This window comes from Burkholderia sp. SCN-KJ (assembly GCF_024656005.1).
In the GTDB taxonomy this organism is placed as follows: Bacteria; Pseudomonadota; Gammaproteobacteria; order Burkholderiales; family Burkholderiaceae; genus Burkholderia.
Map to the genome: position 1 here is coordinate 1 of NZ_JANKOG010000008.1, position 22,273 is coordinate 22,273.

25 protein-coding genes are annotated in these 22,273 nt (G+C 64.6%); 9 read left to right on the forward strand and 16 right to left on the reverse strand.

Features of this window, described 5'->3' with window-relative positions:
- The 5 genes from NQV17_RS14835 to NQV17_RS14855 all read left to right on the forward strand — a co-directional run.
- A partial coding sequence (locus NQV17_RS14835) for a hypothetical protein (protein WP_257772847.1) occupies positions 1-296 on the forward strand: 296 nt, incomplete at its 5' end.
- A 158-nt stretch (positions 297-454) separates the two neighbouring features.
- Complete coding sequence (locus tag NQV17_RS14840) at positions 455-1,672, forward strand: DUF2863 family protein (RefSeq protein ID WP_044844642.1); 1,218 nt, start codon at positions 455-457, stop codon at positions 1,670-1,672.
- A gap of 209 nt (positions 1,673-1,881) precedes the next feature.
- The gene (locus tag NQV17_RS14845) at positions 1,882-2,718 is read left to right on the forward strand and encodes a response regulator transcription factor (RefSeq protein WP_257772848.1); all 837 of its coding nucleotides are present in this window, start codon (positions 1,882-1,884) and stop codon (positions 2,716-2,718) included.
- Between the two features lie 75 nt (positions 2,719-2,793).
- Positions 2,794-3,468 carry an energy-coupling factor ABC transporter permease gene (locus NQV17_RS14850; RefSeq protein WP_044844644.1) on the forward strand — a complete coding sequence of 225 codons (675 nt, stop codon included), beginning with the start codon at positions 2,794-2,796 and terminating at the stop codon, positions 3,466-3,468.
- A 135-nt stretch (positions 3,469-3,603) separates the two neighbouring features.
- Complete coding sequence (locus NQV17_RS14855; protein WP_257773019.1) at positions 3,604-4,257, forward strand: BspC domain-containing protein; 654 nt, start codon at positions 3,604-3,606, stop codon at positions 4,255-4,257.
- A gap of 83 nt (positions 4,258-4,340) precedes the next feature.
- On the opposite strand, the gene NQV17_RS14860 is transcribed toward NQV17_RS14855, so the two are convergent.
- Both NQV17_RS14860 and yaaA read right to left on the reverse strand, forming a co-directional pair.
- Positions 4,341-5,495, reverse strand: a complete 1,155-nt coding sequence (locus NQV17_RS14860) for a M14-type cytosolic carboxypeptidase (RefSeq protein WP_257772849.1) — start codon at positions 5,493-5,495, stop codon at positions 4,341-4,343.
- Between the two features lie 88 nt (positions 5,496-5,583).
- On the reverse strand, positions 5,584-6,366 hold the full coding sequence (gene yaaA / locus NQV17_RS14865) for a peroxide stress protein YaaA (protein ID WP_257772850.1): 783 nt from the start codon (positions 6,364-6,366) through the stop codon (positions 5,584-5,586).
- 57 nt (positions 6,367-6,423) lie between these two features.
- Between yaaA and NQV17_RS14870 the strand changes: the two genes are divergently transcribed.
- Entirely contained in the window at positions 6,424-6,921 is a 498-nt protein-coding gene (locus NQV17_RS14870) for a putative toxin-antitoxin system toxin component, PIN family (protein WP_044844648.1), read from the forward strand.
- A gap of 33 nt (positions 6,922-6,954) precedes the next feature.
- Positions 6,955-8,127: a pyridoxal phosphate-dependent aminotransferase gene (locus NQV17_RS14875; protein ID WP_257772851.1), complete on the forward strand. Its 1,173-nt coding sequence runs from the start codon at positions 6,955-6,957 to the stop codon at positions 8,125-8,127.
- Positions 8,128-8,176: 49 nt separating this feature from the next.
- Here the strand turns inward: NQV17_RS14875 and NQV17_RS14880 are convergent, their stop codons facing one another.
- Positions 8,177-8,833 carry a glutathione S-transferase gene (locus tag NQV17_RS14880; RefSeq protein ID WP_257772852.1) on the reverse strand — a complete coding sequence of 219 codons (657 nt, stop codon included), beginning with the start codon at positions 8,831-8,833 and terminating at the stop codon, positions 8,177-8,179.
- 211 nt (positions 8,834-9,044) lie between these two features.
- Here NQV17_RS14880 and NQV17_RS14885 point away from each other — a divergent pair, with 211 nt between their 5' ends.
- Entirely contained in the window at positions 9,045-9,836 is a 792-nt protein-coding gene (locus NQV17_RS14885; protein WP_257772853.1) for an oxepin-CoA hydrolase, alternative type, read from the forward strand.
- A gap of 174 nt (positions 9,837-10,010) precedes the next feature.
- Positions 10,011-10,703, forward strand: coding sequence for a glutathione binding-like protein (locus tag NQV17_RS14890; RefSeq protein ID WP_257772854.1), 693 nt, complete (start codon positions 10,011-10,013; stop codon positions 10,701-10,703).
- A 51-nt stretch (positions 10,704-10,754) separates the two neighbouring features.
- Here the strand turns inward: NQV17_RS14890 and NQV17_RS14895 are convergent, their stop codons facing one another.
- The 13 genes from NQV17_RS14895 to nuoI form a co-directional block, all read right to left on the reverse strand.
- Entirely contained in the window at positions 10,755-11,231 is a 477-nt protein-coding gene (locus NQV17_RS14895; RefSeq protein WP_044844652.1) for a MaoC family dehydratase, read from the reverse strand.
- The gene (locus NQV17_RS14900) at positions 11,228-11,689 is read right to left on the reverse strand and encodes a MaoC family dehydratase (protein WP_044844653.1); all 462 of its coding nucleotides are present in this window, start codon (positions 11,687-11,689) and stop codon (positions 11,228-11,230) included. The genes NQV17_RS14895 and NQV17_RS14900 overlap by 4 nt, the downstream gene beginning before the upstream one ends.
- 34 nt (positions 11,690-11,723) lie before the next feature.
- Positions 11,724-12,857, reverse strand: a complete 1,134-nt coding sequence (locus NQV17_RS14905; protein WP_257772855.1) for an acyl-CoA dehydrogenase family protein — start codon at positions 12,855-12,857, stop codon at positions 11,724-11,726.
- A 19-nt stretch (positions 12,858-12,876) separates the two neighbouring features.
- Positions 12,877-14,073, reverse strand: a complete 1,197-nt coding sequence (locus tag NQV17_RS14910; RefSeq protein ID WP_044844732.1) for an acyl-CoA dehydrogenase family protein — start codon at positions 14,071-14,073, stop codon at positions 12,877-12,879.
- A gap of 54 nt (positions 14,074-14,127) precedes the next feature.
- Positions 14,128-14,550 carry a DUF1178 family protein gene (locus NQV17_RS14915; RefSeq protein WP_006756910.1) on the reverse strand — a complete coding sequence of 141 codons (423 nt, stop codon included), beginning with the start codon at positions 14,548-14,550 and terminating at the stop codon, positions 14,128-14,130.
- Positions 14,551-14,686: 136 nt separating this feature from the next.
- A complete protein-coding gene (locus NQV17_RS14920; protein ID WP_257772856.1) occupies positions 14,687-15,277 on the reverse strand; it encodes an NUDIX domain-containing protein in 591 nt (196 codons plus the stop codon).
- 36 nt (positions 15,278-15,313) lie between these two features.
- Complete coding sequence (locus tag NQV17_RS14925; protein ID WP_257772857.1) at positions 15,314-15,610, reverse strand: DUF2818 family protein; 297 nt, start codon at positions 15,608-15,610, stop codon at positions 15,314-15,316.
- On the reverse strand, positions 15,610-17,064 hold the full coding sequence (nuoN, locus tag NQV17_RS14930) for an NADH-quinone oxidoreductase subunit NuoN (RefSeq protein WP_193759852.1): 1,455 nt from the start codon (positions 17,062-17,064) through the stop codon (positions 15,610-15,612). The genes NQV17_RS14925 and nuoN overlap by 1 nt, the downstream gene beginning before the upstream one ends.
- A 36-nt stretch (positions 17,065-17,100) precedes the next feature.
- Positions 17,101-18,591, reverse strand: a complete 1,491-nt coding sequence (locus NQV17_RS14935; RefSeq protein WP_044844658.1) for an NADH-quinone oxidoreductase subunit M — start codon at positions 18,589-18,591, stop codon at positions 17,101-17,103.
- An 18-nt stretch (positions 18,592-18,609) separates the two neighbouring features.
- The gene (gene nuoL, locus NQV17_RS14940) at positions 18,610-20,667 is read right to left on the reverse strand and encodes an NADH-quinone oxidoreductase subunit L (protein WP_124487230.1); all 2,058 of its coding nucleotides are present in this window, start codon (positions 20,665-20,667) and stop codon (positions 18,610-18,612) included.
- 17 nt (positions 20,668-20,684) lie between these two features.
- Positions 20,685-20,990, reverse strand: a complete 306-nt coding sequence (gene nuoK / locus NQV17_RS14945; RefSeq protein WP_004185739.1) for an NADH-quinone oxidoreductase subunit NuoK — start codon at positions 20,988-20,990, stop codon at positions 20,685-20,687.
- An 18-nt stretch (positions 20,991-21,008) separates the two neighbouring features.
- Entirely contained in the window at positions 21,009-21,659 is a 651-nt protein-coding gene (locus NQV17_RS14950) for an NADH-quinone oxidoreductase subunit J (protein WP_044844660.1), read from the reverse strand.
- A 114-nt stretch (positions 21,660-21,773) separates the two neighbouring features.
- Positions 21,774-22,262, reverse strand: a complete 489-nt coding sequence (gene nuoI, locus NQV17_RS14955; protein WP_011885529.1) for an NADH-quinone oxidoreductase subunit NuoI — start codon at positions 22,260-22,262, stop codon at positions 21,774-21,776.
- Positions 22,263-22,273: the final 11 nt, after the last annotated feature.

Genomic DNA, 22,273 nt, shown 5'->3' on the forward strand with positions numbered 1-22,273 from the left:
TGCTATCTGATCCGAGGACCAGCTCGCTTCCATCAAGCGCCCACACTTATCGGCTGTTAATTTTTAAAGAGCATTTCTGCGAGGACCCGGAGGTTTTCTCAGCAGCGCTGCGTTTTCAGCAGCAGAGAAGCGAAATTATGAACCGTCTTTTTCAGTTCGTCAACAACTTTTTAACTGCTTCGTTGCGACGGCTGGGGTTCAACTTCCTGCACCGCCGAGGCCGCTACGACCCGCCCGACAGCACCGCTTCCCTTCTTCTCCCGCGCTGCGTTTCCGTTAGCGCGAAAGAGGCGTGATTCTAAGCACCTGCCGGCAATCGCGCAAGGGGTTCGATGGGTTTTTCTTTCATCCCCTCCGATTCGGCCTTCCGAACGTGCCGGAGCACGAGACCGCTTATAGCGCAAAGAACGGACTAGAATGTGAGGTTCTTCGCCTCTTTCTATACGTATTTAATATGCGCCAGCGAATCGCCAAACGCCTCCCCCCCGACGCCGACAAACTGGTCGGCCTGTCGCTTGCGCTCTTCGCCTCGGGCAGTCGCATCGAGGATCGCTTCTGGGAAGCGAAGCTCGATGCGCTGCTCGCCAAGATTGTTCGCAACGGCAACCAGACCACGCTCGACGCAGCACTCGACCATCTGCAGCAGAACCACCCCGACGCGTATGGCGCGCTCGCCGACATGGCCGAGACGCACAGCGAATCGATGGTGATCGAACACGACGGCCAGCCGTACGATGCGCTGCTCGTCGCCGTTCCCGTTCTCGCCTGGACGCGCTACATGATTCCGTCGGGCCCGCTGAAAGGCGACGTCGCCGACGCACTGCGCACGCACCTGCAGGCGCACGTGCTCGCCACCGGCACGCTCGTCGGGCTGGCCCCGTTCCTGTACAGCATCGACCAGTTGCCGCGCCACCACGTCGAGACCTATCGGCTCGCCCAGCAGCTCGCGCACGCGGCGCTCGGCCAGCACGCCGCCAAGCTCAGCTTCGGCGACCTGCCCGAAACCTCACCGATTCTGGCCGACCCACGCTTCCTGCTCGCCGTCGTCGCCGCGCCGGCCGGCGCACCGCTGTTTCGCTGGCAGGAGGAAGAACACGGCAACCGGATCGAACGCGGCCAGTGTCTCGAGCAATGGACCGCCCAGGGCGGCCCGAACCTGTCGGCGGCCCTGCCCGGCTGCGAGTTCGAATGCCTGCTTCCGGACGCGTACTACTCGGCCTGCCGCGATGCGGACGAGCGCATCCGTCCGCACACGGTCCGAACAGCCATCCGTTATCTTTTCGACACACTTGGTGCGGCACCGCAAGAGCTGCGCGCGGTGGTCGCGGGCTTCGGCGAGCGCCGGATCGACGAGTATCGCGTCGGCTTCACGCGACGTGCCAGCAACGACGTGATCTATGGCGTCGTGTGGCCGCTGTACGGTCGCGAGAACGGTGACGTGTCGATCGACAGCGCGACGCTCGAAGGCGAAGCACCGATCGAAGGGCCGCTCGAGGAGATCGTGAGTCTGTTGAAGGAATGCGGCGTAACCGACGTCCGCCGGCACGCAGGCCGCTTCGAGCCCGAGTACTGCGACGACTGCGGCGTGCCGCTCTATGCGGATCCGCTCGGCGAGATCGTCCATGCGGAAATGCCGGAAGACGCATCGCCCGCCCAGCCGCACTTTCACTGATCGTGCACGGCAGGCCCGCTGAGCCTGCCCAATGAAGCCGTTCCCGGTTCCTGCCGGAGCGGCTTTTTTTTCGTCCGCATTTCCCTCACGAGAAATTTCAGACTTTTCCTAATCCTTTCAGCCAAGCAGACATCGTGTAAGGTTTTTGTCATTATCGGAGCGACCCCATGCCGACGGCAGCTCAATGACTCACCTTACGGAGGTTGAATATGCGGTTCCTGGTGCTGAACTCAGACGCCGAACGGCGTGACGGACTGAAAGCCCTGCTGCGGCAGATCGACCGTCACGCCCGCATCAACGATGCACCCGATGGTTTCCAGGCGCGCCGGCTGCTGCGTACCCAACGTTTCGACCTCGTTGCCATCGACTGGCTGGACGTCGGGCGGCACAGCGAACTCCAGGCGCTCTGCAGCGCCTGCTCGCCGACGCCCGCCGCGGTGCTGATCGACGAATCCACGCCGGAGGCCATCCAGCGCTTCTACAACTACGGCGTCGCGGGCGTGATCCCGCACTCCACACGGCCGCACCTGATCGTGCGGGCGCTCGAAATGGTTCTGCTGGGCGGCCATTACATCCCGCCGATCGCGCTCAGCCTGCTGCCTTCCGCCGCCGCGGCGCGTCACGATGCCCATTTCCAGACGCTCGCCGGATCGCTGCCGCGCCGCCCGCCAAGCAGCCTCCTGTCGCCTAGACAGGCGCAGATCATGCGCTTCGTCCATATGGGCAACACCAACAAGATGATCGCCCGCACGCTCGGCATCAGCGAAGGCACGGTGAAGATCCACCTCGCCAGCATCTTCCAGCAGCTGGGCGCGGCAAACCGCGCTGCCGCAGTCGCGATCTACAACGGCTGGCTGTCGCCCCATCTCGAGGTGCTGCTGGCGAACCGTGATCGTGCAAGCAAGCCCGTCATCGGCGAACGCGGCCCGGTCCCCCTGCGCAAGCAACGGAACGACCGTCCATACCCGCTGCCTGCCGCGGACACCAGCACCCGCGACCTGCCGCTCGCGGCCGAGCCGCGGGCGCGGTTTCGGCGCGAACGCTGATCGGACAGTCTCGATATTGCGACGGTCGACATGTGCGGATTCCCACCTTTGATGCTCAACGAGTAATATGGACCCATGGGTTTTCTTTTCACACCGCTTCCGCTCTGGGTTGGCATCGGTGGCTGGATCGCCGCCGTGGCGCTGCTCGTGCTCGCGCTCTGGAATCGTCCCTTCGTCCGGCTGCAGGACGCAACGCTCCAGCACGTGTGGCTCGCGCTCGTCACTGCGATCACTGTGCTGTGGGCCTCGAATGCGTGGCTCGAAGATGGCATCGTCATGCACCTGCTCGGCGCGACGCTGCTCGTCACGCTGTTCGACTGGACGCTTGCGCTGATCGCGATGGGTGCCGTCACAGCCGTCGCCGCGATCGTCTTCGATGCGCCGTGGCAAGGCATCGGTCTCACCTATCTGATCTACGGCGCGCTACCGGTCGCCGTGTCCGCGTTGCTGCAACGCGCCGCGATCGCGTGGCTCCCGCACAACCTCGCATCGTTCATCATCGGCCAGGGGTTCCTGTCACCGGCCATCGCGATCGTCTCGGTCGCCGCGGCCGCGGCCGGTGTCCAGCTCGCGCTCGCAGACGGCGTGCCCGTCGTGATTCCCGCCGGCTATCTGCTGAACACCGCGCTGCTCGCGCTCGGCGAAGCGTGGTTCACCGGCATGGCCACCGCGCTCATCGCTGTCTATCGTCCGGCGTGGGTCACGACGTTCGACGTTCGGCGCTATCGCCTCGGCGGCCCGCGCGCCTGAAAGCGCCGGCCCGATGCGAGCGGTGCGCGCGGCGATCCGTTTGCGCAGCGCGGCAGAGTGCAACGCCTACTGCCGCACAACTTTTTTACGCTAAGATTGAACTCCTGCTCTTCATCGGGCATCTATACGTGCCCGATGCCTCATTCGCTCCTCACCAATAACCAGATGGACAGCTCACCTGCCTCGCTCCGGATTTTCCGGGCGCTCGGCAAGCTGGCGGCCTGTGTCGCGGGCCTGTCGCTTGCGCTTCCGGCACCGGTATTCGCCGACCTCCTCGACCAGCGCTCCGAACTGATCAACAAATTCGTCAACGAGATGCATGCCGATCCGATCGTCGCCGATTGTGCGGCGCACGGCAGCTTCATCGCCAGCACGTCGTCGGCCTTCGATCGCGTCGACTTCGCGCCGAACGCGTTCGAAAGCGGCAAGGCGACGATCACGCCGTGGAACGATTCGTTCGATCAGGGCAAGCAGCGCGTGAAGGTCGACAACATCGTTACCGTGGATGGCCTCGGCGTCCACAGCGACGGCAGCGACCCGACACCGCTGAAATTCCGCTGCGGCTACGTCGGTCAGCAAATGCTTGCGTTCAGCTGGAACGATCCCGTGCCGCCGCTCAAGCCGCGCGTCGAGCGGCCGTCGTCGTCGACGAAGAAGTTCAACGGCAAGTCGCACCGCGGCAAGGTGAAGGCCAAGGCATCCGGCCGCACCGGCAAGAAAGCCGTCGCAACGAAAAAATCCAGCGGCCAGAAGAATGCCGTGAAGAAGAAAACCGCGAAGAAGTCCTGATACGACGGAGCGGCAACGACAGAAACCAAAAAGCCGGCACATCATGCGATGCGCCGGCTTTTTTCATATCGACGACGATGCGCTTACGCGAACGTCTCGACGTGCACCAGGATTGCCGCCAGCATCGCAGCGCCAAGCGCCGCGCTCCGCTCGCCATTCCAGCCGACCCGCTCGTCGGGCAGGTCCGCGTTGTCCTTGAACGGCATCTCGAGCGTCAGCGACAGGCAGCCGAACTGATGGCCGATGTACTTCGACGCGAGCTTGAGCGCGTCTTCCTTGTACTTGCTCGCCGCATAGCCGTGCTCGGTCTGGAAATCCGGGCTCGCGACCTTGAACGCATCGATGAACGCGGTCTGCTCCCTGCCCTGCTGTTCGGTAAAGCTCGGCAGCATCTCCGAACCCGCAACGAACACGTACGGCAGATCCTCGTCGCCGTGAATGTCGAAGAACATGTCGCAGCCGATCGCATGGATCGCATCGCGCACGGCCAGCACTTCGGGGCTGCGCTCGGCATCGGGCTCCATCCACTCGCGATTCAGGTTCGCGCCCGCCGCGTTGGTGCGCAGGTTGCCGTGCACGCTGCCGTCCGGATTCATGTTCGGGACGATGTAGAACGTCGCGCGGTCGTACAGCTTGCGCGCCACCGGATCGCCCGCCCAGTCGCCCCATCCGGCCAGCCGCTTGACGAGCCCTTCGACGAACCACTCGGCCATCGTCTCGCCCGGATGCTGGCGCGCGATGATCCACACCTTCTTCTTCGGTGCCCCGTCGACTTCCGGCGTACCGAGCGTCAGCAGCGACATCGGACGGCCTTCGACCGTGCGGCCGAGTTCGACGACGCTCGCCTGCGGCAATTGCTGAACCGCGCCGAGGAACGCCGCATGGCGCTCTTCCGAATACGGCTCGAAATACGCGTAGTAGATGCTGTCGAACTCGGGCGTATGGTCGATGGTCATCGTCTTGCCATCGAATGTCGTCGGCACGCGGAACCAGTCGACCCGGTCGTAGCTCGCGACCGCACTGTAGTTGCGCCATCCCGACGGATACGCACATTCGGCTGCATTCTCGAACGACATCACGCACCGCTCGCCGCGCGCGCCCGTCAGGCGAAAGTAAAACCATTGCGCGAATTCCGAGCGGTTGTCGCCACGTATGCGCAGCCGGATCGCGTCCGGGCTGTCGCACGACACGACGTCGACGGCGCCTGCGTCGAAATTGCTGGTGATCGAAAGGGTCATCTGTCTCTCCAATTGCGACCGGAGCAGGCGGTTTGCCACGTGTCCGGCCTCATGCATGAACCGGCCGTCTCGTGAACGGCCGGCTCGGTCACTCGCCGATTCGCCGGCGATATACGTAAGTCGAATCGTTCGACGCAGCGGCATCGAACGCGTAGTCTTCCACCGCGAAATCCTTCAGCGCCGCCGGCTCGGCGATGCGGTTCTCGACGATATAGCGCGCCATCAGGCCACGGGCGCGCTTCGCATGGAAGCTGATGATCTTGTAGCGGCCGCCCTTCCAGTCCTCGAACACCGGCGTGACGATCGGCGCGGCCAGCAGTTTCGGCTTGACCGACTTGAAGTACTCGGTCGACGCGCAGTTGACCAGCACACGTGCCGCGCCGCTGCGCGTCTCCAGCTGCTCGTTCAGTGCCCGCGTGATGCGGTCGCCCCAGAACGCATACAGATCCTTGCCGCGCGCGTTCGCGAAACGGGTGCCCATCTCGAGCCGGTACGGCTGCAGCAGGTCGAGTGGACGCAGCAGCCCGTACAGGCCCGACAGCACGCGCACATGCTGCTGCGCATAGTCGAGATCGGCGGCCGACAGCGATTTGGCATCGAACCCTTCGTACACGTCGCCGTTGAACGCGAGCACCGCCTGCTTCGCATTGGCCGTCGTGAAGGTCGGCGACCAGTCCGCGTAGCGCTGGAAGTTCAGCCGCGCGAGCGGATCGGAGATGTCCATCAGCGTCGAGATGTCCTGCGGCGACAGCTTGCGCAGGCCGTGGATCAGTTCCGACGCATCGTCGACGAATGCAGGCTTCGTGTAAGACGGGACGTGGGCGGGCGTATCGTAGTCGAGGGATTTGGCTGGGGAGAGAACGATTATCATAGAGGCTCGCTGGCACGCCGTGCCTTGCGGTCAGACGAAAACCACCGATTGTAACGAATGACCCGCTCCCTCGCCCCGCATGCCGCACATCGCGTCGTGCTCGACTCGAACGTCTGGATCGACATACTCGTATTCGACGACCCCGCCACGCGCCCGATCCGGGCTGCGCTCGAACGCGGCACGCTGGCCGCCGTGATCGACGGCCGCTGCCTGAACGAACTCGAGCTCGTGCTCGACTATCCGCAGTTCCAGGCGCGCGCGATCGACAAGGCCGAAGCGCTCGCGACCGTCGCCCGCCTGACGCGCCTCGTCGAGCCGCCGCCCGTCGACGCCGACGCGCCGCCGCTGCCGAAGTGCAAGGACCGCGACGATCAGAAGTTTCTCGAGCTCGCGCGCGCCGCGCAGGCCGACTGGCTCGTGTCGAAGGACCGTGCGCTGCTCAAGCTCGCGAAGCGCACCGCACGCGACTTCGGCTTCCGGATCGCGCAGCCCGCGCCATTTACCGAAGCCTGCGCGCTCGATGCCGCGTCGGCCACCCCCACCACGCCGGCCTGACGAGCCCGGCGCCACCCGCTTGCGACCGTATCGATGAACGCTCCTTCCGACATGCCTACGACTCCCGTTTTCCCCTCGCGCCTGCCGAACGTCGGCACGACGATCTTCACGGTGATGAGCGCGCTCGCCGCCGAGAAAGGCGCCGTGAACCTCGGCCAGGGCTTCCCGGATTTCGACTGCGACCCGCGCATCGTCGATGCGGTCGCGGCCGCGATGCGCAACGGTCACAACCAGTATCCGCCGATGGCCGGCGTCGCGCCGTTGCGCGATGCGATCGCCGACAAGATCGCGCAGGTCTACGGCCGGCGCTACGATCCGGCCACCGAGATCACGGTCACGGCCGGCGCGACGCAGGCCCTGCTGACGGCGATCCTGTGCGCGGTGCATCCCGGCGACGAAGTGATCGTCGTCGAACCGACCTACGACAGCTATCTGCCTTCGATCGAACTGGCCGGCGGCAAACCCGTGTTCGTCACGCTGGAAGCGCCCGACTATGCGATCCCGTTCGATCGCCTGGCCGCCGCGATCACGCCGAAGACGCGGATGATCATGATCAACACGCCGCACAACCCGACCGGCACCGTGTGGCGCGAGGCCGACATGCGCAGGCTCGAGGAGATCGTGCGCGGCACCAACGTGCTGATCCTGTCGGACGAAGTGTACGAACACATGGTCTACGACGGCGCGCGGCACGAGAGCGTCGCACGCTACCCGGACCTGGCCGCGCGCAGCTTCATCGTGTCGAGCTTCGGGAAGACCTACCACGTGACGGGCTGGAAGGTCGGCTACGTCGCGGCGCCTGCCGCGCTGACCGCGGAGTTCCGCAAGGTCCATCAGTTCAACGTGTTCACGGTGAACACGCCGATGCAGATCGGGCTCGCCGACTACCTGCGCGATCCGGCGCCGTACCTGACGCTGGCCGGCTTCTACCAGAACAAGCGCGACTTCTTCCGCGCCGGCCTCGAGCGCACGCGCTTCAAACTGCTGCCGTGCACCGGCACGTACTTCCAGTGCGTCGACTATTCGGCGATCAGCGATCTGCCCGAAGCGGAATTCTCGAAGTGGCTCACATCGGAAATCGGCGTGGCGGCGATTCCGGTGTCGGCGTTCTACCACGAGCCGCACGAGTCGGGCGTCGTGCGCTTCTGCTTTGCGAAGCAGGAAGGCACGCTCGCATCCGCACTCGAACGGCTCGCGCGCCTGTAAGACTTGCCTCGGCGACCGGGCGCGGCATGACACCGCGCCCGCACCGCGCTTACGAACGCGCGGCGCTCGCCGCCTCGACGTAGGCCTTGCGATCGGCCGCCACGCGCTGCGCGGCCGGCCGCTCGCCGACCAGCTTCACGTGCGCCTTCCAGTCGATGCCGGCGTCGAGCAGGAAATCGCGGCCGAAGACGGCCTTCGTCGCCATCCCGATCACCGGCAGATGGATCGCTGCGGCAATGTCCGCAAGACTGAACGTGTCACCGAGCACGTACGGCGAGAACTGCGTCATCCGCTTGAACGCATCGATCGCGCGCGGCAGGCGCTTCTCGACGTGCGCCTTCATCCCGTCGCTGACCTTGCCGCCGAAAAACGCTTCCGTATAGACCTCGCGCGCGGTCCATTCGAGATACAGCTCGAGCGTCTCGACGAGTTCGCGCACCTTCGCGGCCGCGAACGGCCCGGCCGGGAAAATGGCCTTGTCGGGATAACGCGCCGCCAAATACTCGATGATCACCTGCGACTCGAACAGCGCGCCCTCTTCCGTCTTCAGGAACGGAATCTTGCCGAGCGGCGAATCGGCAAGCAGTGCCGGATCGTTGATCGGCAGACCGCATGCCGATTCCTCGAACGGGATGCCATGCTCGAGCAGGACGAACTTCACCTTGTTGTAATAGTTGGACAACGGAATACCGCACAGCTGTAGCATCGGAGTCTCCTTCGTTGCTGAGGCGCGGCCGCAGTGATGCCGGCCGCATCGGGATGCGTCGCGCTGAAAAGCACGTTCGTGCTAGTCTAAAGCAGTTTCGCGTCCGTCAAGACAACGATACATCCGCTGCGGCATCACCCTCACGGGTAGGCGCGCAAGCCCGCGCAACATGCGACGCCGCAACCCCGCCATTCGATGGAGACACACTCGCATGAGTGCTGAACTGCTGGCCTCGCGTCCGCCCGAAAGCGAATCGACGCTCGTCCTCACGCTGTCCAATCCCGGCGCGCGCAACGCGCTGCATCCCGACATGTATGCGGCCGGCGTCGAAGCGCTCGCCACCGCCGAGCGCGATCCCGCGATTCGCGCGGTCGTGCTCACGGGGGCCGATCGTTTCTTTTGCGCGGGCGGCAACCTGAACCGGCTGCTCGACAACCGCTCGAAGGATCCGTCCTACCAGGCCGACAGCATCGATCAGCTCGGCGCGTGGATCACGGCGCTGCGCGCAACGACGAAGCCCGTGATCGCGGCCGTCGAAGGCGCGGCGGCCGGCGCGGGCTTCTCGCTCGCGCTCGCGTGCGACCTGATCGTTGCCGCGCGCGATGCGAAGTTCGTGATGTCGTACGCACGCGTCGGCCTGACGCCCGACGGCGGCGGCTCGTGGTTCCTCGCACGTGCGCTGCCGCGTGCGCTCGCCGCCGAAATCCTGTTCGAGGGCAAGCCTGTCGCGGCCGAACGCCTGCATGCGCTCGGCGTCGTCAACCGGCTCGCCGCGCCCGGTGCCGTGCTGTCCGACGCGCTCGCGTGGGCCGACTCGCTTGCCGGCATCTCGCCGAACGCACTGACACGCATCAAGTCATTGCTCGACGATGCGACCGCGCAGCCGCTCGATGCGCACCTCGGCACCGAGCGCGATCACTTCGTCGCGTCACTGCATCACGCGGACGCGTTCGAAGGCATTACCGCATTTCTCGAGAAACGCCAGCCGCGCTACAAGCGCTGATCCGGCGCGCGGCCACCGCTCGAACGTCGGTTCCGCCGCCTCGGCGACACGCGCGCGCAGGCGCGTGGCCGCACGTTGCCGTCGCCTGCAGCCCGCATCGATCCATGCTCTAATGACCGCCTGTCGCGGCGCCCTGTCGGCGCCGTTTTCGCGCATGCAATAAAGGAGTTGACGATGATCGACGTCTACAGCTGGGCGACCCCGAACGGCCACAAGGTACACATCATGCTCGAGGAAACAGGCCTCGCGTATCGTGCGCATCCGGTCGATATCGGTGCGGGCGACCAGTTCGAGCCCGAATTCCTGAAGATCAGCCCGAACAACAAGATCCCCGCGATCGTCGACGCGGACGGCCCCGGCGGCAAGCCGATCTCGCTGTTCGAATCCGGCGCGATCCTCGTTTACCTGGCGGAAAAGACCGGCAAGTTCCTGCCGCCCGAGCCGGCCGCGCGCTACGCGACGCTCGAATGGCTGATGTTCCAGATGGGCGGCGTCGGCCCGATGCTCGGCCAGGCGCATCACTTCCGTCTGTATGCGCCGGAGAAGATCGCGTACGCAGTCAATCGCTACACGAACGAAGCGAAGCGCCTGTACAACGTGATGGAAAAGCGCCTCGGCGAATCCGCCTATCTCGCGGGCGACACGTACACGATCGCGGACATTGCGACGTTCCCGTGGACGCGTTCGTGGCAAAACCAGGGCATCGTGCTCGACGAACTGCCGAACGTGAAGCGCTGGCATGAAGCCATTGCCGCGCGTGCCGCCGTGCAGCGCGGCGTCGAAGTACTCGCGTCGCTGCGCAAGCCGCTGCAGGACGACAAGGCACGCGAGATGCTGTTCGGCGCGACGCAATACGCGAAGCACTGAAGCACCGCGCGCCCTGCGACGCAGCGGCATCCGTCGCTGCCGCCGCGCGCATCAGAAGTAGTGCAGCGTAATGAACTCCGCCGAACAAACGGGCAACGGCGCATCCGGACGCTCGACCTGCATCGACACCGACCACGTCACCTGCACGCCGCCCCGCGCGGCCTGCGCGGCTTCCTTCACCGCGAACAGCGCGCGCACGCGTGCGCCGACCGGCACCGGCTTCAGGAACCGCACGCGGTTCAGTCCGTAGTTCACGCCCATCTTCTGCTCGAAGCGCATCGCATCGGTCATCAGCGCGGGAATCAGCGACAGCGTCAGGAAGCCGTGCGCGATCGGGCCGCCGAACGGCGACTCGCGCCGTGCACGCTCGGGATCGACGTGAATCCACTGGTGATCGCCGGTCGCGTCGGCGAACCCGTCGACCCGGCGCTGGTCGATCTCGACCCAGCCGCTCGCGAGCGGTTCCGCGCCGACCCGCTCGAGCAGCGCTTGCGTCGACGCGATCAGCGGCAATGTCACGTCCGTCATGCACCCGCTCCTTGCGGATGGCGCAGCCCGAAGATCACCTTGGTATGCACGGTGATCACCGTGTCGCCGGCACCGTTGAGGCCGATCCACTCCGTCGACACGATGCCGCGATCGGGCTTGCTCGCCGACACGCGCTTGTCGTGGACCTTCTGGTACATCGTGATCGTGTCGCCGGCACGCACGGGCTTGAGCCAGCGGATCGAATCGATGCCGGGCGAGCCCATGCTGGTCGAATCCGGCCCGAGCTTCTTGATGAGCAGGCTCATGAACACCGAACACGTATGCCAGCCGCTCGCGACCAGTCCACCGAACGGCGAGGCCTTGCCGGCTTCCTCGTCGAGGTGGAACGGCTGCGGATCGTAGCGTTGCGCGAACGCCTTGATGTCGTCCGGTTCGAACGTATAGCGGCCGATTTCGGTCGTACTGCCGACTTCCAGATCTTCGTAACTGATACCCACTGTCTATCTCCTGTAGCGCGCTCGCGCGTCGCCGTCATGCCGCGTCGGTCTGCGCGAAATCCGGCAGGGCCGCGATGCGCGCAAGGTGATGATCGGTGTCGCCGAGGGTCGTCTCGATGATCGACAGCCGCTTGAACAGATGTGCGGCGGCAACCTCGTTGGTCACGCCCATACCGCCGTGCAGTTGCACGGCCTGCTGGCCGACGAAGCGCGCGGCCGCGCCGACCCGCGCCTTCGCGGCCGACACCGCCTTGCGCCGCGCGTCGGCGTCGCCGCCCGCGTAACGCACGGCGGCCAGGTAAGTCAGCGAGCGCGCCTGCTCCGCGTGAATCAGCATGTCGACCATCCGGTGCTGCAGCGCCTGGAAGCGCGCGATCGGCACGCCGAACTGTTCGCGCGTCTTCGTGTATTCGACCGTCGCGCGGTTCAGTTCGTCGAGTGCGCCGACCGCTTCCGCGCAGAGCAGGAAGGTCGCGTAATCGGCAATCTGCTCGAGAGCGGCCGCATCGCGTGCGCCGCCCGTCAACTGCCGCGCGGGCGTTTCCTTGAACTCGATCGTCGCGGCGCGCTGGCCGTCGATCGTCCGGTAGTCGACGAGCTTCACGCCCGCGGCATCGCGATCGACGACGAACAGGCCGATGCCGCCGCCGTCGACGCGCGCGGGCACGATCCACACATGTGCCTGTGCGCCGTGCTGAACGATCGACTTGGTGCCGGTCAGCCGGTACGTACCGCCCTGTTCGCGCGCGTGCGTTTCGAGTTCGTACAGGTCGTAGCGCGCCCGCGGTTCGTGGAATGCAACGGCGACGCGCTTCTGCCCTTGTGCGACCGCTTCCAGCAGCGCGGCATCGTCGCCCGTGACGGACCCGGCAACGCGCAGCGCCTCGATACCGACCGCCGTCGCCCAGTATGGCTCGACCACGAGTGCGCGGCCGAGCTCCTGCATCGCGACCAGCATGTCGACCGGGCCGCCGCCGAATCCGCCCTGTGCGTCCGGCACGGGCAGCGCGGTCAGGCCCAGCTCCGCGAATGCGCTCCATTGTGCGTCCGACACGCCCGCCTCGCTGCGCACGATGGCCTGGCGCGCGTCGAAACCGTATTGCTCGCCGAGATAACGGCGCAGCGCATCGGCGAACTGTTGCTGCTCATCGGTAAAGCTGAAATCCATGGTTGTCTCCGTTCCCTGATCACAGCCCCAGGATCATCTGCGCGATGATGTTCTTCTGAATCTCGTTCGAGCCACCGTAGATCGACGTCTTCCGGTAATTGAAGTAGTACGCGGCGAGCGGCGCCGCATCGTCGTCGCCCGCGCTGCTGTGTTCGCGCTCGCCCTCGAGGAACGGGACATCGAACGGCGCGGCGAGCGGCCCGATCGCCTCGAACATCAGCTCGGTGAGCGCCTGCTGCACCTCGGTGCCCTTGATCTTCAGCATCGATGCCTCGGGGCCCGGCCCCTTGCCGCTCGTCTCGCGGCTCACGACGCGCAGCACCGTCACCTCGAGCGCCATCAGCTCGACCTCGAGCGCCGCGACCTTCGCGGCAAACACGGGGTCGGCGAGCAGCGGCTTGCCGTTCTTGCGCTGGTTCGACGCCACGCGCTTCAGGAATGCGAGCTCGCGCTTCGACGCGCCGACGCGTGCAATGCCGGTGCGCTCGTGGCCCAACAGGTATTTCGCGTAGGTCCAGCCGCGGTTTTCATCGCCGACGAGATTCTCGACGGGCACCTTCACGTCCTCGAAGAACACCTCGTTGACTTCGTGGTCCTCGTCGAGCGTGATGATCGGGCGCACCGTGATGCCGGGCGTCTTCATGTCGATCAGCAGGAACGAGATGCCCTCCTGCTTCTTCGCCGCCGGATCGGTGCGCACGAGACAGAACATCATGTCCGCGTACTGGCCGAGTGTCGTCCAGGTCTTCTGGCCGTTGACGACGTAGTGATCGCCGTGGCGTTCGGCGCGCGTGCGCAGCGATGCGAGGTCCGATCCGGAGCCCGGCTCCGAATAGCCCTGGCACCACCAGTCGGTGCCGTCGAGAATGCGCGGCAGATAATGGCGCTTCTGCGCTTCGCTGCCGTATTTCATCAGCACCGGCGCGACCATCGACACGCCGAACGGCAGTACGGTCGGCGCGCCGATGCGTGCGCACTCCTCATCCCAGATGTGCCGCTGCGTCGCGTTCCAGTCCGGGCCGCCGTATTCGGCCGGCCACGCGGGCGCGGACCAGCCGCGCTGGCCGAGAATCCGGTGCCAGCTCGCGAAATCCTCGCGGTCGAGTCGTTTGTGATCGAGTACCTTGGCGCGCAGTGCGTGAGGCAGATTGGCCTCGAGCCAGGCGCGGACGTCGACGCGGAACGCGTCGTCGGCGGGGGAATAATCCAGATCCATGCGCAGTGTCTCCTGGCCGCGGCCGTCCGGGCCGCCAAGGACACACTGCATACGTCATTGCAGCGGTTCTTTCAGCGCGGCAGGAATCGGCAGCGGCATCACGTCGATGCCTTCTTCGGCCAAGGATTGCGCATCCTCCGGCGTCGTGACGCCACGAATGCTGCGTGCCGGCGCCTCGTTGTAATGGATGCGCCGCGCTTCCTCGGCGAAGCGCTCGCCCACGTTCTCGGTCTTCTCCAGCACCTCGCGCAGCGCGCGCATCACCTGCGCCTGCAGCGCACGCGGATCGGCCGGCTGTGCCTGCGTCGCGCCCGACAGGTTCAGGCGAGGCGCCGACGGCATCCGGTTGATCTCGGTCGTCCCGCACACCGGACATTCGACCAGCTTGCGGGACAACTGCGCTTCGAACTCATCGGCGGAAGCGAACCAGCCTTCGAACCGATGGCCGTGCGGGCACTGTAAATCGAGGACCTTCATGCTGAATCAGGGCGTGTGACGAGTGTAGCGCAAAACGCGCTTTTGTGAACGATCGTGCTAAACCAGGATCGCGCGGCCGGCCAGCAACCGCGTCACCCGATTGTAACGCGGCGTCCCACCCGCCGCTGACGCGTCGTCAGGGCTGCTCGACCGGACCCAGCGGCCAAGTGCCGGACAGCACCTTGTCGAGCCACATCGTGCCGATGATCGTCTTCACGTCGGTGATCTGGCCCGTGCGCACCCACTCCTGCAGGTCGGGCAGCGTCGCCGTGAAGGTTTCGAGGAATTCGCCTTCGTCGAGCTTGCGCTCGCCGGCCGTCAGCCCGCGCGCGAGATACAGGTCGATGAATTCGGTCGAATAGGAAATGATCGGGTGAATCCGGGCCAGGAACACGTATTCGCGTGCCGTGTAGCCGGTTTCCTCGCGCAGTTCGCGCACCGCGCAGGCGAGCGCGCCTTCGTTCGGATCCAGCTTGCCGGCCGGGAATTCGGCCATGACCTTGCCGATCGGATAGCGGTACTGGCTTTCCATCAGCACGCGGCCGTCGTCGAACAGCGGGATCACCATCACCGCGCCCGGGTGCTGGACGTATTCGCGCGTGGCCTGCTTGCCGTCCGGCAAACGGACGGTATCGCGTTTCAGCTTGAGGAACGAGCCTTCGAAAATCGCCTCGCTCTCGAGGCAGGTTTCGGTCAGCGCGGCATCGTGATTGGGTAGTTCGGCCATCGGCGGCTCCAAGAATGAGCGCGACGGCCGAAGCCGTCAGCGTCGTTTGACGAGATACTGGAACGTGAAGCCGGGGAACGCGAACACGACAAAGAGACTGAACGTGATCGCGTAAAACTGCCAGCCCTGTTCGAAGCGGTTGCCGGCGCGCGACTCGAGCCAGAAGCCGAGCGCGCCGACGGCGAAATACAGCACGATCAGCTCGCCGATCCGAACCCACGCATTCTTCTTCGTCGCACCGATCGGCACGACGGCGAAGAGGCGTTGGTTCAGGAACGGCAGGTTGGCGCAGACGAGCGCCAACAGCACGATGAACCAGCCGGCTGCCGACATTACAGCGGCAGCGTGTGACGAATCGCCTGCAGGCAGGCCGTCAGCAGCGGGCTCGGGATCAGGCCGAGCACGACGACCGCGAGGCCGTTCAGCACGAGGATCGTGCGCTTGCAGAAATCGCCGGTGACCGGAGCCGTATCCTGCGGCGCATCGAAGTACATCAGCTTGACGATGCGCAGGTAGTAGAACGCGCCGAACAGCGACGTGATCACGGCCAGCACGGCCAGCCACGTGAGACCCGCATTGACGGTCGCCTCGAGCACCGCGAGCTTCGCGTAGAAGCCGACGGTCGGCGGGATGCCTGCCAGCGAGAACATCATGACCATCATCACGAACGCGAACACCGGGCTGCGCTTGTTGAGGCCCTTGAAGTCGTCGATCGTTTCCGCTTCGAAATCGCGGCGTGCGAGCAGCATCACCACGCCGAACGAGCCGAGCGTCGTGATCAGGTAGACGATCGCGTAGAACATCGCCGAGCTGTACGCGTTCGCCGGTGCGGCCGCGTCGCCCTTCACGATGCCGGCGAGCAGGCCGAGCAGCACGAAGCCCATGTTCGAGATCGCCGAATACGCGAGCATCCGCTTGATGTTGCGCTGGACGATACCGGTGATGTTACCGACGATCAGCGACAGCGCGGCGAGGATCACGAGCGCGGTCTGCCAGTTCTGTGCGAGCGGCAGCAGGCCCATCACCAGGAAACGCAGGCCCCACGCGAACGCGGCAACCTTCGGGCCGCCGCCGACGAACAGCGTCATCGCGGTCGGTGCGCCCTGGTAGACGTCCGGCACCCACATGTGGAACGGCACGGCGCCGAGCTTGAACGCGATACCGGCGACGATGAAGATCACGCCGAACATCAGCACGGCTGCGTCGGTGTTGCCGCCGACCGCCTTGTACACCTCGCCCAGCTCGAGCGAGCCGGTCGCGCCGTAGAGCATCGAGATGCCGTACAGCACGAAGCCCGACGCGAGCGCGCCCAGCACGTAGTACTTCATCGCGGCTTCGCTCGACTGCGCGGCATCGCGGCGCAGCGCGATGACGGCGTACAGCGACAGCGACATCAGTTCGAGGCCGAGGTACAGCGTCAGGAAGTTGTTGCCCGACACCATCACCAACTGACCGAGCAGCGAGAACATGCCCAGCAGGAACACGTCGCCGCGGAACATGTCGCGGTCTTCGAGGTACTTGCGCGAATAGACGAGCGAGACCGCGAAGCCGATCGACACGACGGCCTTCATCATGCTCGCGAACGAGTCGACGACGACCATCCGCGAGAAGAAGTAGTACGGCTGCGGGTCGAGCGCCTGCACCGCGAACCACACGCCGGCGACGACCGACGAAACCACCGCGATCAGATAGGTCAGGCGACGGCCAGCGGCACCGGTAAAGGTGTCGTTCAGCCATGCGACGACGATGGCGACCATCACCAGCGCGTCAGGCAACAGGACATTCATAGGAGCGTTCATGATCTTGATTTCCTCCGCTCGCGATTACTGGGCCAGCGGCAGCTTCGACTGCGCGACTTGGGAGAGGAGGTTTTCCACGGAAACGTGCATCACGTCGGTGAAAGGCTTCGGATACAGGCCCATCAGCATCGTGAACGCGGCGAGCACCGCCAGCATCACGAATTCGCGACGGCCGATGTCCTTCAGCTTGGCAACGTGATCGTTCGCGACCGCGCCGAAGTACACGCGCTTGTACATCCACAGCGTGTAGGCCGCGCCGAGGATCAGCGTGAATGCCGCGCCGAATGCGATCCAGAAGTTGTACTGGACGGCCGCGAGAATCACCATGAACTCGCCGACGAAACCCGAGGTGCCCGGCAGGCCGCAGTTGGCCATCGAGAACAGCATCGCGAATGCCGCGAACTTCGGCATCACGTTCACGACGCCGCCGTAATCGGCGATCTGGCGCGAGTGCACGCGGTCGTACAGCACGCCGATGCACAGGAACATCGCGCCCGACACGAAGCCGTGCGAGATCATCTGGACGATCGCGCCTTCGACGCCGAGCTGGTTGAAGATGAAGAAGCCGAGCGTGACGAAGCCCATGTGCGCGATCGACGAATACGCGACCAGCTTCTTCATGTCGGCCTGCACCATCGCGACGAGACCGATGTAGATCACCGCGATCAGCGACAGCGTGATCACGACTGGCGCCAGGAAATGGCTTGCGTCAGGCGTGATCGGCAGCGAGAAGCGCAGGAAACCGTATGCGCCGAGCTTCAGCATGATCGCCGCCAGCACGACCGAACCGCCCGTCGGCGCTTCCACGTGCGCGTCCGGCAGCCAGGTGTGCACCGGCCACATCGGCACCTTCACCGCGAACGCTAGGAAGAAGGCGATGAACAGCAGGATCTGCGGCGTCATCGCGATCTTGGCGCCCTGCCACGTCGCGAGGTCGAACGAATGCGTCTGCGTGTACAGGTAGATCAGCGCGACCAGCATCAGCAGCGAGCCGGCCAGCGTGTACAGGAAGAACTTGAACGCCGCATACACGCGGTTCGGGCCGCCCCACACGCCGATGATGATGTACATCGGGATCAGGGTCGCCTCGAAGAACACGTAGAACAGCAGGCCGTCAGCCGCCGAGAACACGCCGATCATGATCCCGGACAGGATCAGGAAGGCCGCGAGGTACTGCGCGACGTTCTCGGTGATCACTTCCCACGCGGCGATCACGACGATCACCGTGATCAGCGCGGTCAGCACGACGAACCACATCGAGATGCCGTCGACGCCGAGGTGGTACGAGATCTTGAAGCGCTCGATCCAGGTCGACTGCTCGACGAACTGCAGCGCAGCCGTGCTCGAGTCGAAGCCCGTGATCAGCGGGACCGTGACCGCGAGACCGAGCAGCGAGCCGATCAGCGCGACCCAGCGGGCCGTCCCCGGGTTTTTGTCGTTACCTACCGCGAGTACCAGGAGGCCGAAAACGATCGGCAACCAGATCGCGGTACTGAGAATCGGAAAAGCGTGCATTGTTCTTGTCCCCTCGCCTTATTTGCCGCCGAGCGTTACAAACAGGGTCAGGAGCCCCAGCATGCCGATGATCATGGCGAACGCGTAGTGATAGATGTAACCGGATTGGAGGAAGCGGATCACGCCGGCGAACCAGCCGATGAACTTGGCGCTGCCGTTGACGAGGCCGTCGATCACGACGACGTCGCCTTCCTTCCACAGGCCGCGGCCGATCGCCACCGAACCACGGGCGAACACCACTTCGTTGATCTTGTCCATGTAGTACTTGTTGTCGAGCAGCGTGTAGATCGGGCCGAACGCGCGGCGGATCACGGCAGGCAGCTCAGGACGCTTCAGGTACAGGAACCACGCGACCACGACGCCGGCAATCGCGAGCCACAACGGCAGCGTCGTCAGCGAGTGCAGGCCCATCGCGGCCCAGCCGTGGAATTCCTTGCCCAGCTCTTCGAGGCCCGGGTGGTTTTCGCCGATGAAGATCACCTTGTCGAAGGCCACGCCATGTTCGAAGAAGCTGCCGTACAGCATCGGGCCGATCGCGATCGCACCGATGATGACCGACGGAATCGCGAGCAGCACGAGCGGCAGCCACACGACCCACGGGGTCTCGTGCGGTTCGTGCGCGTGGTCGTCGTGACCATGGCCGTGGCCGTGATCGTCGTGGCCGTGCGCGGCCGCCATGCCCATCGGCGATTCAGGATGCTTCGGGTTGCGGAAGCGCTCTTCGCCGTGGAACACGAGGAAGTACATGCGGAACGAGTACAGCGCCGTCACGAACACGCTTGCGACCACTGCGAAGTACGCGAAGCCCGAACCCGCGAGATGCGATTCCTTCACGGCCTCGATGATCGAATCCTTCGAGTAGAAGCCGGAGAAGAACGGCGTGCCGATCAGTGCGAGCGAGCCGATCAGCGACGTGATCCACGTGATCGGCATGTACTTGCGCAGGCCGCCCATGTTGCGGATGTCCTGGTCGTGGTGCATGCCGATGATCACCGAGCCCGCGCCGAGGAACAGCAGCGCCTTGAAGAACGCGTGCGTCATCAGGTGGAACAGCGCGACCGGGTACGCGGATACGCCGAGCGCGACGGTCATGTAGCCGAGCTGCGACAGCGTCGAATACGCGACCACGCGCTTGATGTCGTTCTGGATGATGCCGAGGAAGCCCATGAACAGCGCCGTGATCGCGCCGATCACCGTGATGAACGACAGCGCGGTATCCGACAGTTCGAACAGCGGCGACATGCGCGACACCATGAAGATGCCGGCGGTCACCATCGTCGCCGCGTGAATCAGCGCGGAGATCGGGGTCGGGCCTTCCATCGAGTCGGGCAGCCACACGTGCAGCGGGAACTGTGCCGATTTACCCATCGCGCCGATGAACAGGCAGATACAGGCGACGGTCAGCAGGCCCCAGTCGGTGCCCGGGAAGTGCAGGCTGGCGAGCTCGGCACGCTTCGCGAACACTTCGCCGTAGTTCATCGAACCGGCGAACGCGAGCAGCAGGCCGATGCCGAGCAGGAAGCCGAAGTCGCCCACGCGGTTCACGAGGAACGCCTTCATGTTCGCGTAGATCGCGCTCTCACGCGTGAAGTAGAAGCCGATCAGCAGGTACGACACCAGACCCACCGCTTCCCAGCCGAAGAACAGCTGCAGGAAGTTGTTGCTCATCACGAGCATCAGCATCGAGAACGTGAACAGCGAGATGTACGAGAAGAAGCGCTGGTAGCCGTCCTCTTCCTGCATGTAGCCGATCGTGTAGACGTGCACCATCAGCGACACGAAGGTCACGACGACCATCATCATCGCCGTCATCGAATCGACGAGGAAGCCGACTTCGAGCTTCAGCGAGCCGACCCGCATCCATTCGTAGACGGTCGCGTTGAAGCTCGCGCCGCCCATCACGACGTCGGCGAAGACTTTCGCCGACAGGAGGAACGCGATCATCACGCCGAGGATCGTGATCCGGTGTGCGCCCTTGCGCCCGACTGCGTTCCCGAACAGCCCCGCAATCAGCGAGCCGGCCAGCGGAGCGAGCGGAATCGCCAGCAGCAGGTTTTCATTGAGTGTCGTTGACATAACAGCGTTGCCTGAAATTAACCTTTGAGCTGATCGAGATCCTCGACATTGATCGTGTCGAGCTTACGGAACAGGGTCACCAGAATCGCGAGACCGATCGCGGCTTCCGCTGCGGCGACGGTCAGCACGAAGAACACGAAGATCTGGCCGTGCACGTCGCCGAGGTAGTGCGAGAACGCGACGAAGTTGGTGTTCACCGCCAGCAGCATCAGCTCGATCGCCATCAGGATGATGATGATGTTGCGGCGGTTCAGGAAGATCCCGACGATCGCGATCGCAAAGAGGATCGCGCCGAGCACGAGGTAATGAGCAAGAGTCAGCATGGTTTTCCTTTCCTCCGCTTAGCCGTTGGTGCTCGTACCGGCTTCGCTCTGCGCCGTTTCCGGCTGCGGCTTGTCCGCTTCCATCTTCACGAGGCGCACGCGGTCGTCGCGGCGCACCTTGACCTGATCCGACACGCGCTGGCGCTTGCTGTCCTTGCCCTTGCGCTCGGTCAGCCCGATCGCGGCGATGATCGCGACCAGCAGCACCAGGCCGGCGATTTCAAACGCGAAGATGTAGTCGGTGTAGATCACCTTGCCGATCAGACGCGTGTTCGACCAGTCGGCCATCGCGCCCGTCGCCATCGCGTGCACGGTGTGCGTGTCGCCGTAGCCGCGCCACAGGATCAGCGCGGTCTCGACCACGATGATCGCGCCGACGACGGTCGCCATCGGCACGAAGCGCTTGAAGTCGCGGCGCAGGTAATCGATGTTGATGTCCAGCATCATCACGACGAACAGGAACAGCACCATCACGGCGCCCACGTACACCAGCACCAGCAGGATCGCGAGGAACTCCGCTTCCAGCAGCATCCAGATCGCGGCGGCGTTGAAGAACGCCAGCACAAGGAAAAGCGCAGACGCCACCGGGTTGCGCGAAGTGATCACCTTCAGCCCTGATACCACCAGGAGCAGCGCGAAGATGTAGAACAGTACGGTCGTGAATTCCATGATTACCGGTTCATCGTTAGGCCATAGTCAGGCGCGGCTTGCGGGACGCTCTCGCGTGCCGCACCCGTCGCGGCGGCTCGGCCCGTTCATGCCGGGCCGGCACTGCAAACACAATCAACGATACGGCGCGTCGGCAGCCTTCGCCGCAGCGATGTCCTTCTCGTAGCGATCGCCCACCGCGAGCAGCATTTCCTTCGTGAAATACAGGTCGCCGCGCTTTTCGCCGTGGTATTCGAGAATCTGCGTCTCGACGATCGAATCGACCGGGCAGCTTTCTTCGCAGAAACCGCAGAAGATGCACTTCGTCAGGTCGATGTCGTAGCGCGTCGTGCGGCGCGTGTTGTCCGCGCGCGTTTCCGATTCGATCGTGATCGCCATCGCGGGGCACACGGCCTCGCAGAGCTTGCACGCGATGCAGCGCTCTTCGCCGTTTTCGTAGCGGCGCAGCGCATGCAGCCCGCGGAAACGCGGCGAAATCGGGGTCTTCTCTTCCGGGAACTGCACGGTGAACTTGCGCCGGAACGTGTAACGACCGGTCAGCGCGAGCCCCTTCAGCAGCTCCGTCAGGAAGAAGGTCTTAAAGAAGTGTTGGATTGCCGTCATGATTTCGTCCG

Coding starts and splice junctions, on each gene's coding strand:
- NQV17_RS14860 (WP_257772849.1), bottom strand. CDS start 5,495: ATGACCCTTTCGATCACCAGCAATTTCGACGCAGGCGCCGTCGACGTC.
- nuoI (WP_011885529.1), bottom strand. CDS start 22,262: ATGACGGCAATCCAACACTTCTTTAAGACCTTCTTCCTGACGGAGCTG.
- yaaA (WP_257772850.1), bottom strand. CDS start 6,366: ATGATAATCGTTCTCTCCCCAGCCAAATCCCTCGACTACGATACGCCC.
- nuoL (WP_124487230.1), bottom strand. CDS start 20,667: ATGTCAACGACACTCAATGAAAACCTGCTGCTGGCGATTCCGCTCGCT.
- NQV17_RS14855 (WP_257773019.1), top strand. CDS start 3,604: ATGCCTCATTCGCTCCTCACCAATAACCAGATGGACAGCTCACCTGCC.
- NQV17_RS14910 (WP_044844732.1), bottom strand. CDS start 14,073: ATGGATCTGGATTATTCCCCCGCCGACGACGCGTTCCGCGTCGACGTC.
- NQV17_RS14890 (WP_257772854.1), top strand. CDS start 10,011: ATGATCGACGTCTACAGCTGGGCGACCCCGAACGGCCACAAGGTACAC.
- NQV17_RS14915 (WP_006756910.1), bottom strand. CDS start 14,550: ATGAAGGTCCTCGATTTACAGTGCCCGCACGGCCATCGGTTCGAAGGC.
- NQV17_RS14935 (WP_044844658.1), bottom strand. CDS start 18,591: ATGCACGCTTTTCCGATTCTCAGTACCGCGATCTGGTTGCCGATCGTT.
- NQV17_RS14950 (WP_044844660.1), bottom strand. CDS start 21,659: ATGGAATTCACGACCGTACTGTTCTACATCTTCGCGCTGCTCCTGGTG.
- NQV17_RS14895 (WP_044844652.1), bottom strand. CDS start 11,231: ATGACGGACGTGACATTGCCGCTGATCGCGTCGACGCAAGCGCTGCTC.
- NQV17_RS14905 (WP_257772855.1), bottom strand. CDS start 12,857: ATGGATTTCAGCTTTACCGATGAGCAGCAACAGTTCGCCGATGCGCTG.
- NQV17_RS14875 (WP_257772851.1), top strand. CDS start 6,955: ATGAACGCTCCTTCCGACATGCCTACGACTCCCGTTTTCCCCTCGCGC.
- nuoK (WP_004185739.1), bottom strand. CDS start 20,990: ATGCTGACTCTTGCTCATTACCTCGTGCTCGGCGCGATCCTCTTTGCG.
- NQV17_RS14845 (WP_257772848.1), top strand. CDS start 1,882: ATGCGGTTCCTGGTGCTGAACTCAGACGCCGAACGGCGTGACGGACTG.
- NQV17_RS14880 (WP_257772852.1), bottom strand. CDS start 8,833: ATGCTACAGCTGTGCGGTATTCCGTTGTCCAACTATTACAACAAGGTG.
- NQV17_RS14870 (WP_044844648.1), top strand. CDS start 6,424: ATGACCCGCTCCCTCGCCCCGCATGCCGCACATCGCGTCGTGCTCGAC.
- NQV17_RS14885 (WP_257772853.1), top strand. CDS start 9,045: ATGAGTGCTGAACTGCTGGCCTCGCGTCCGCCCGAAAGCGAATCGACG.
- NQV17_RS14920 (WP_257772856.1), bottom strand. CDS start 15,277: ATGGCCGAACTACCCAATCACGATGCCGCGCTGACCGAAACCTGCCTC.
- NQV17_RS14840 (WP_044844642.1), top strand. CDS start 455: ATGCGCCAGCGAATCGCCAAACGCCTCCCCCCCGACGCCGACAAACTG.
- NQV17_RS14925 (WP_257772857.1), bottom strand. CDS start 15,610: ATGTCGGCAGCCGGCTGGTTCATCGTGCTGTTGGCGCTCGTCTGCGCC.
- nuoN (WP_193759852.1), bottom strand. CDS start 17,064: ATGAATGTCCTGTTGCCTGACGCGCTGGTGATGGTCGCCATCGTCGTC.
- NQV17_RS14850 (WP_044844644.1), top strand. CDS start 2,794: ATGGGTTTTCTTTTCACACCGCTTCCGCTCTGGGTTGGCATCGGTGGC.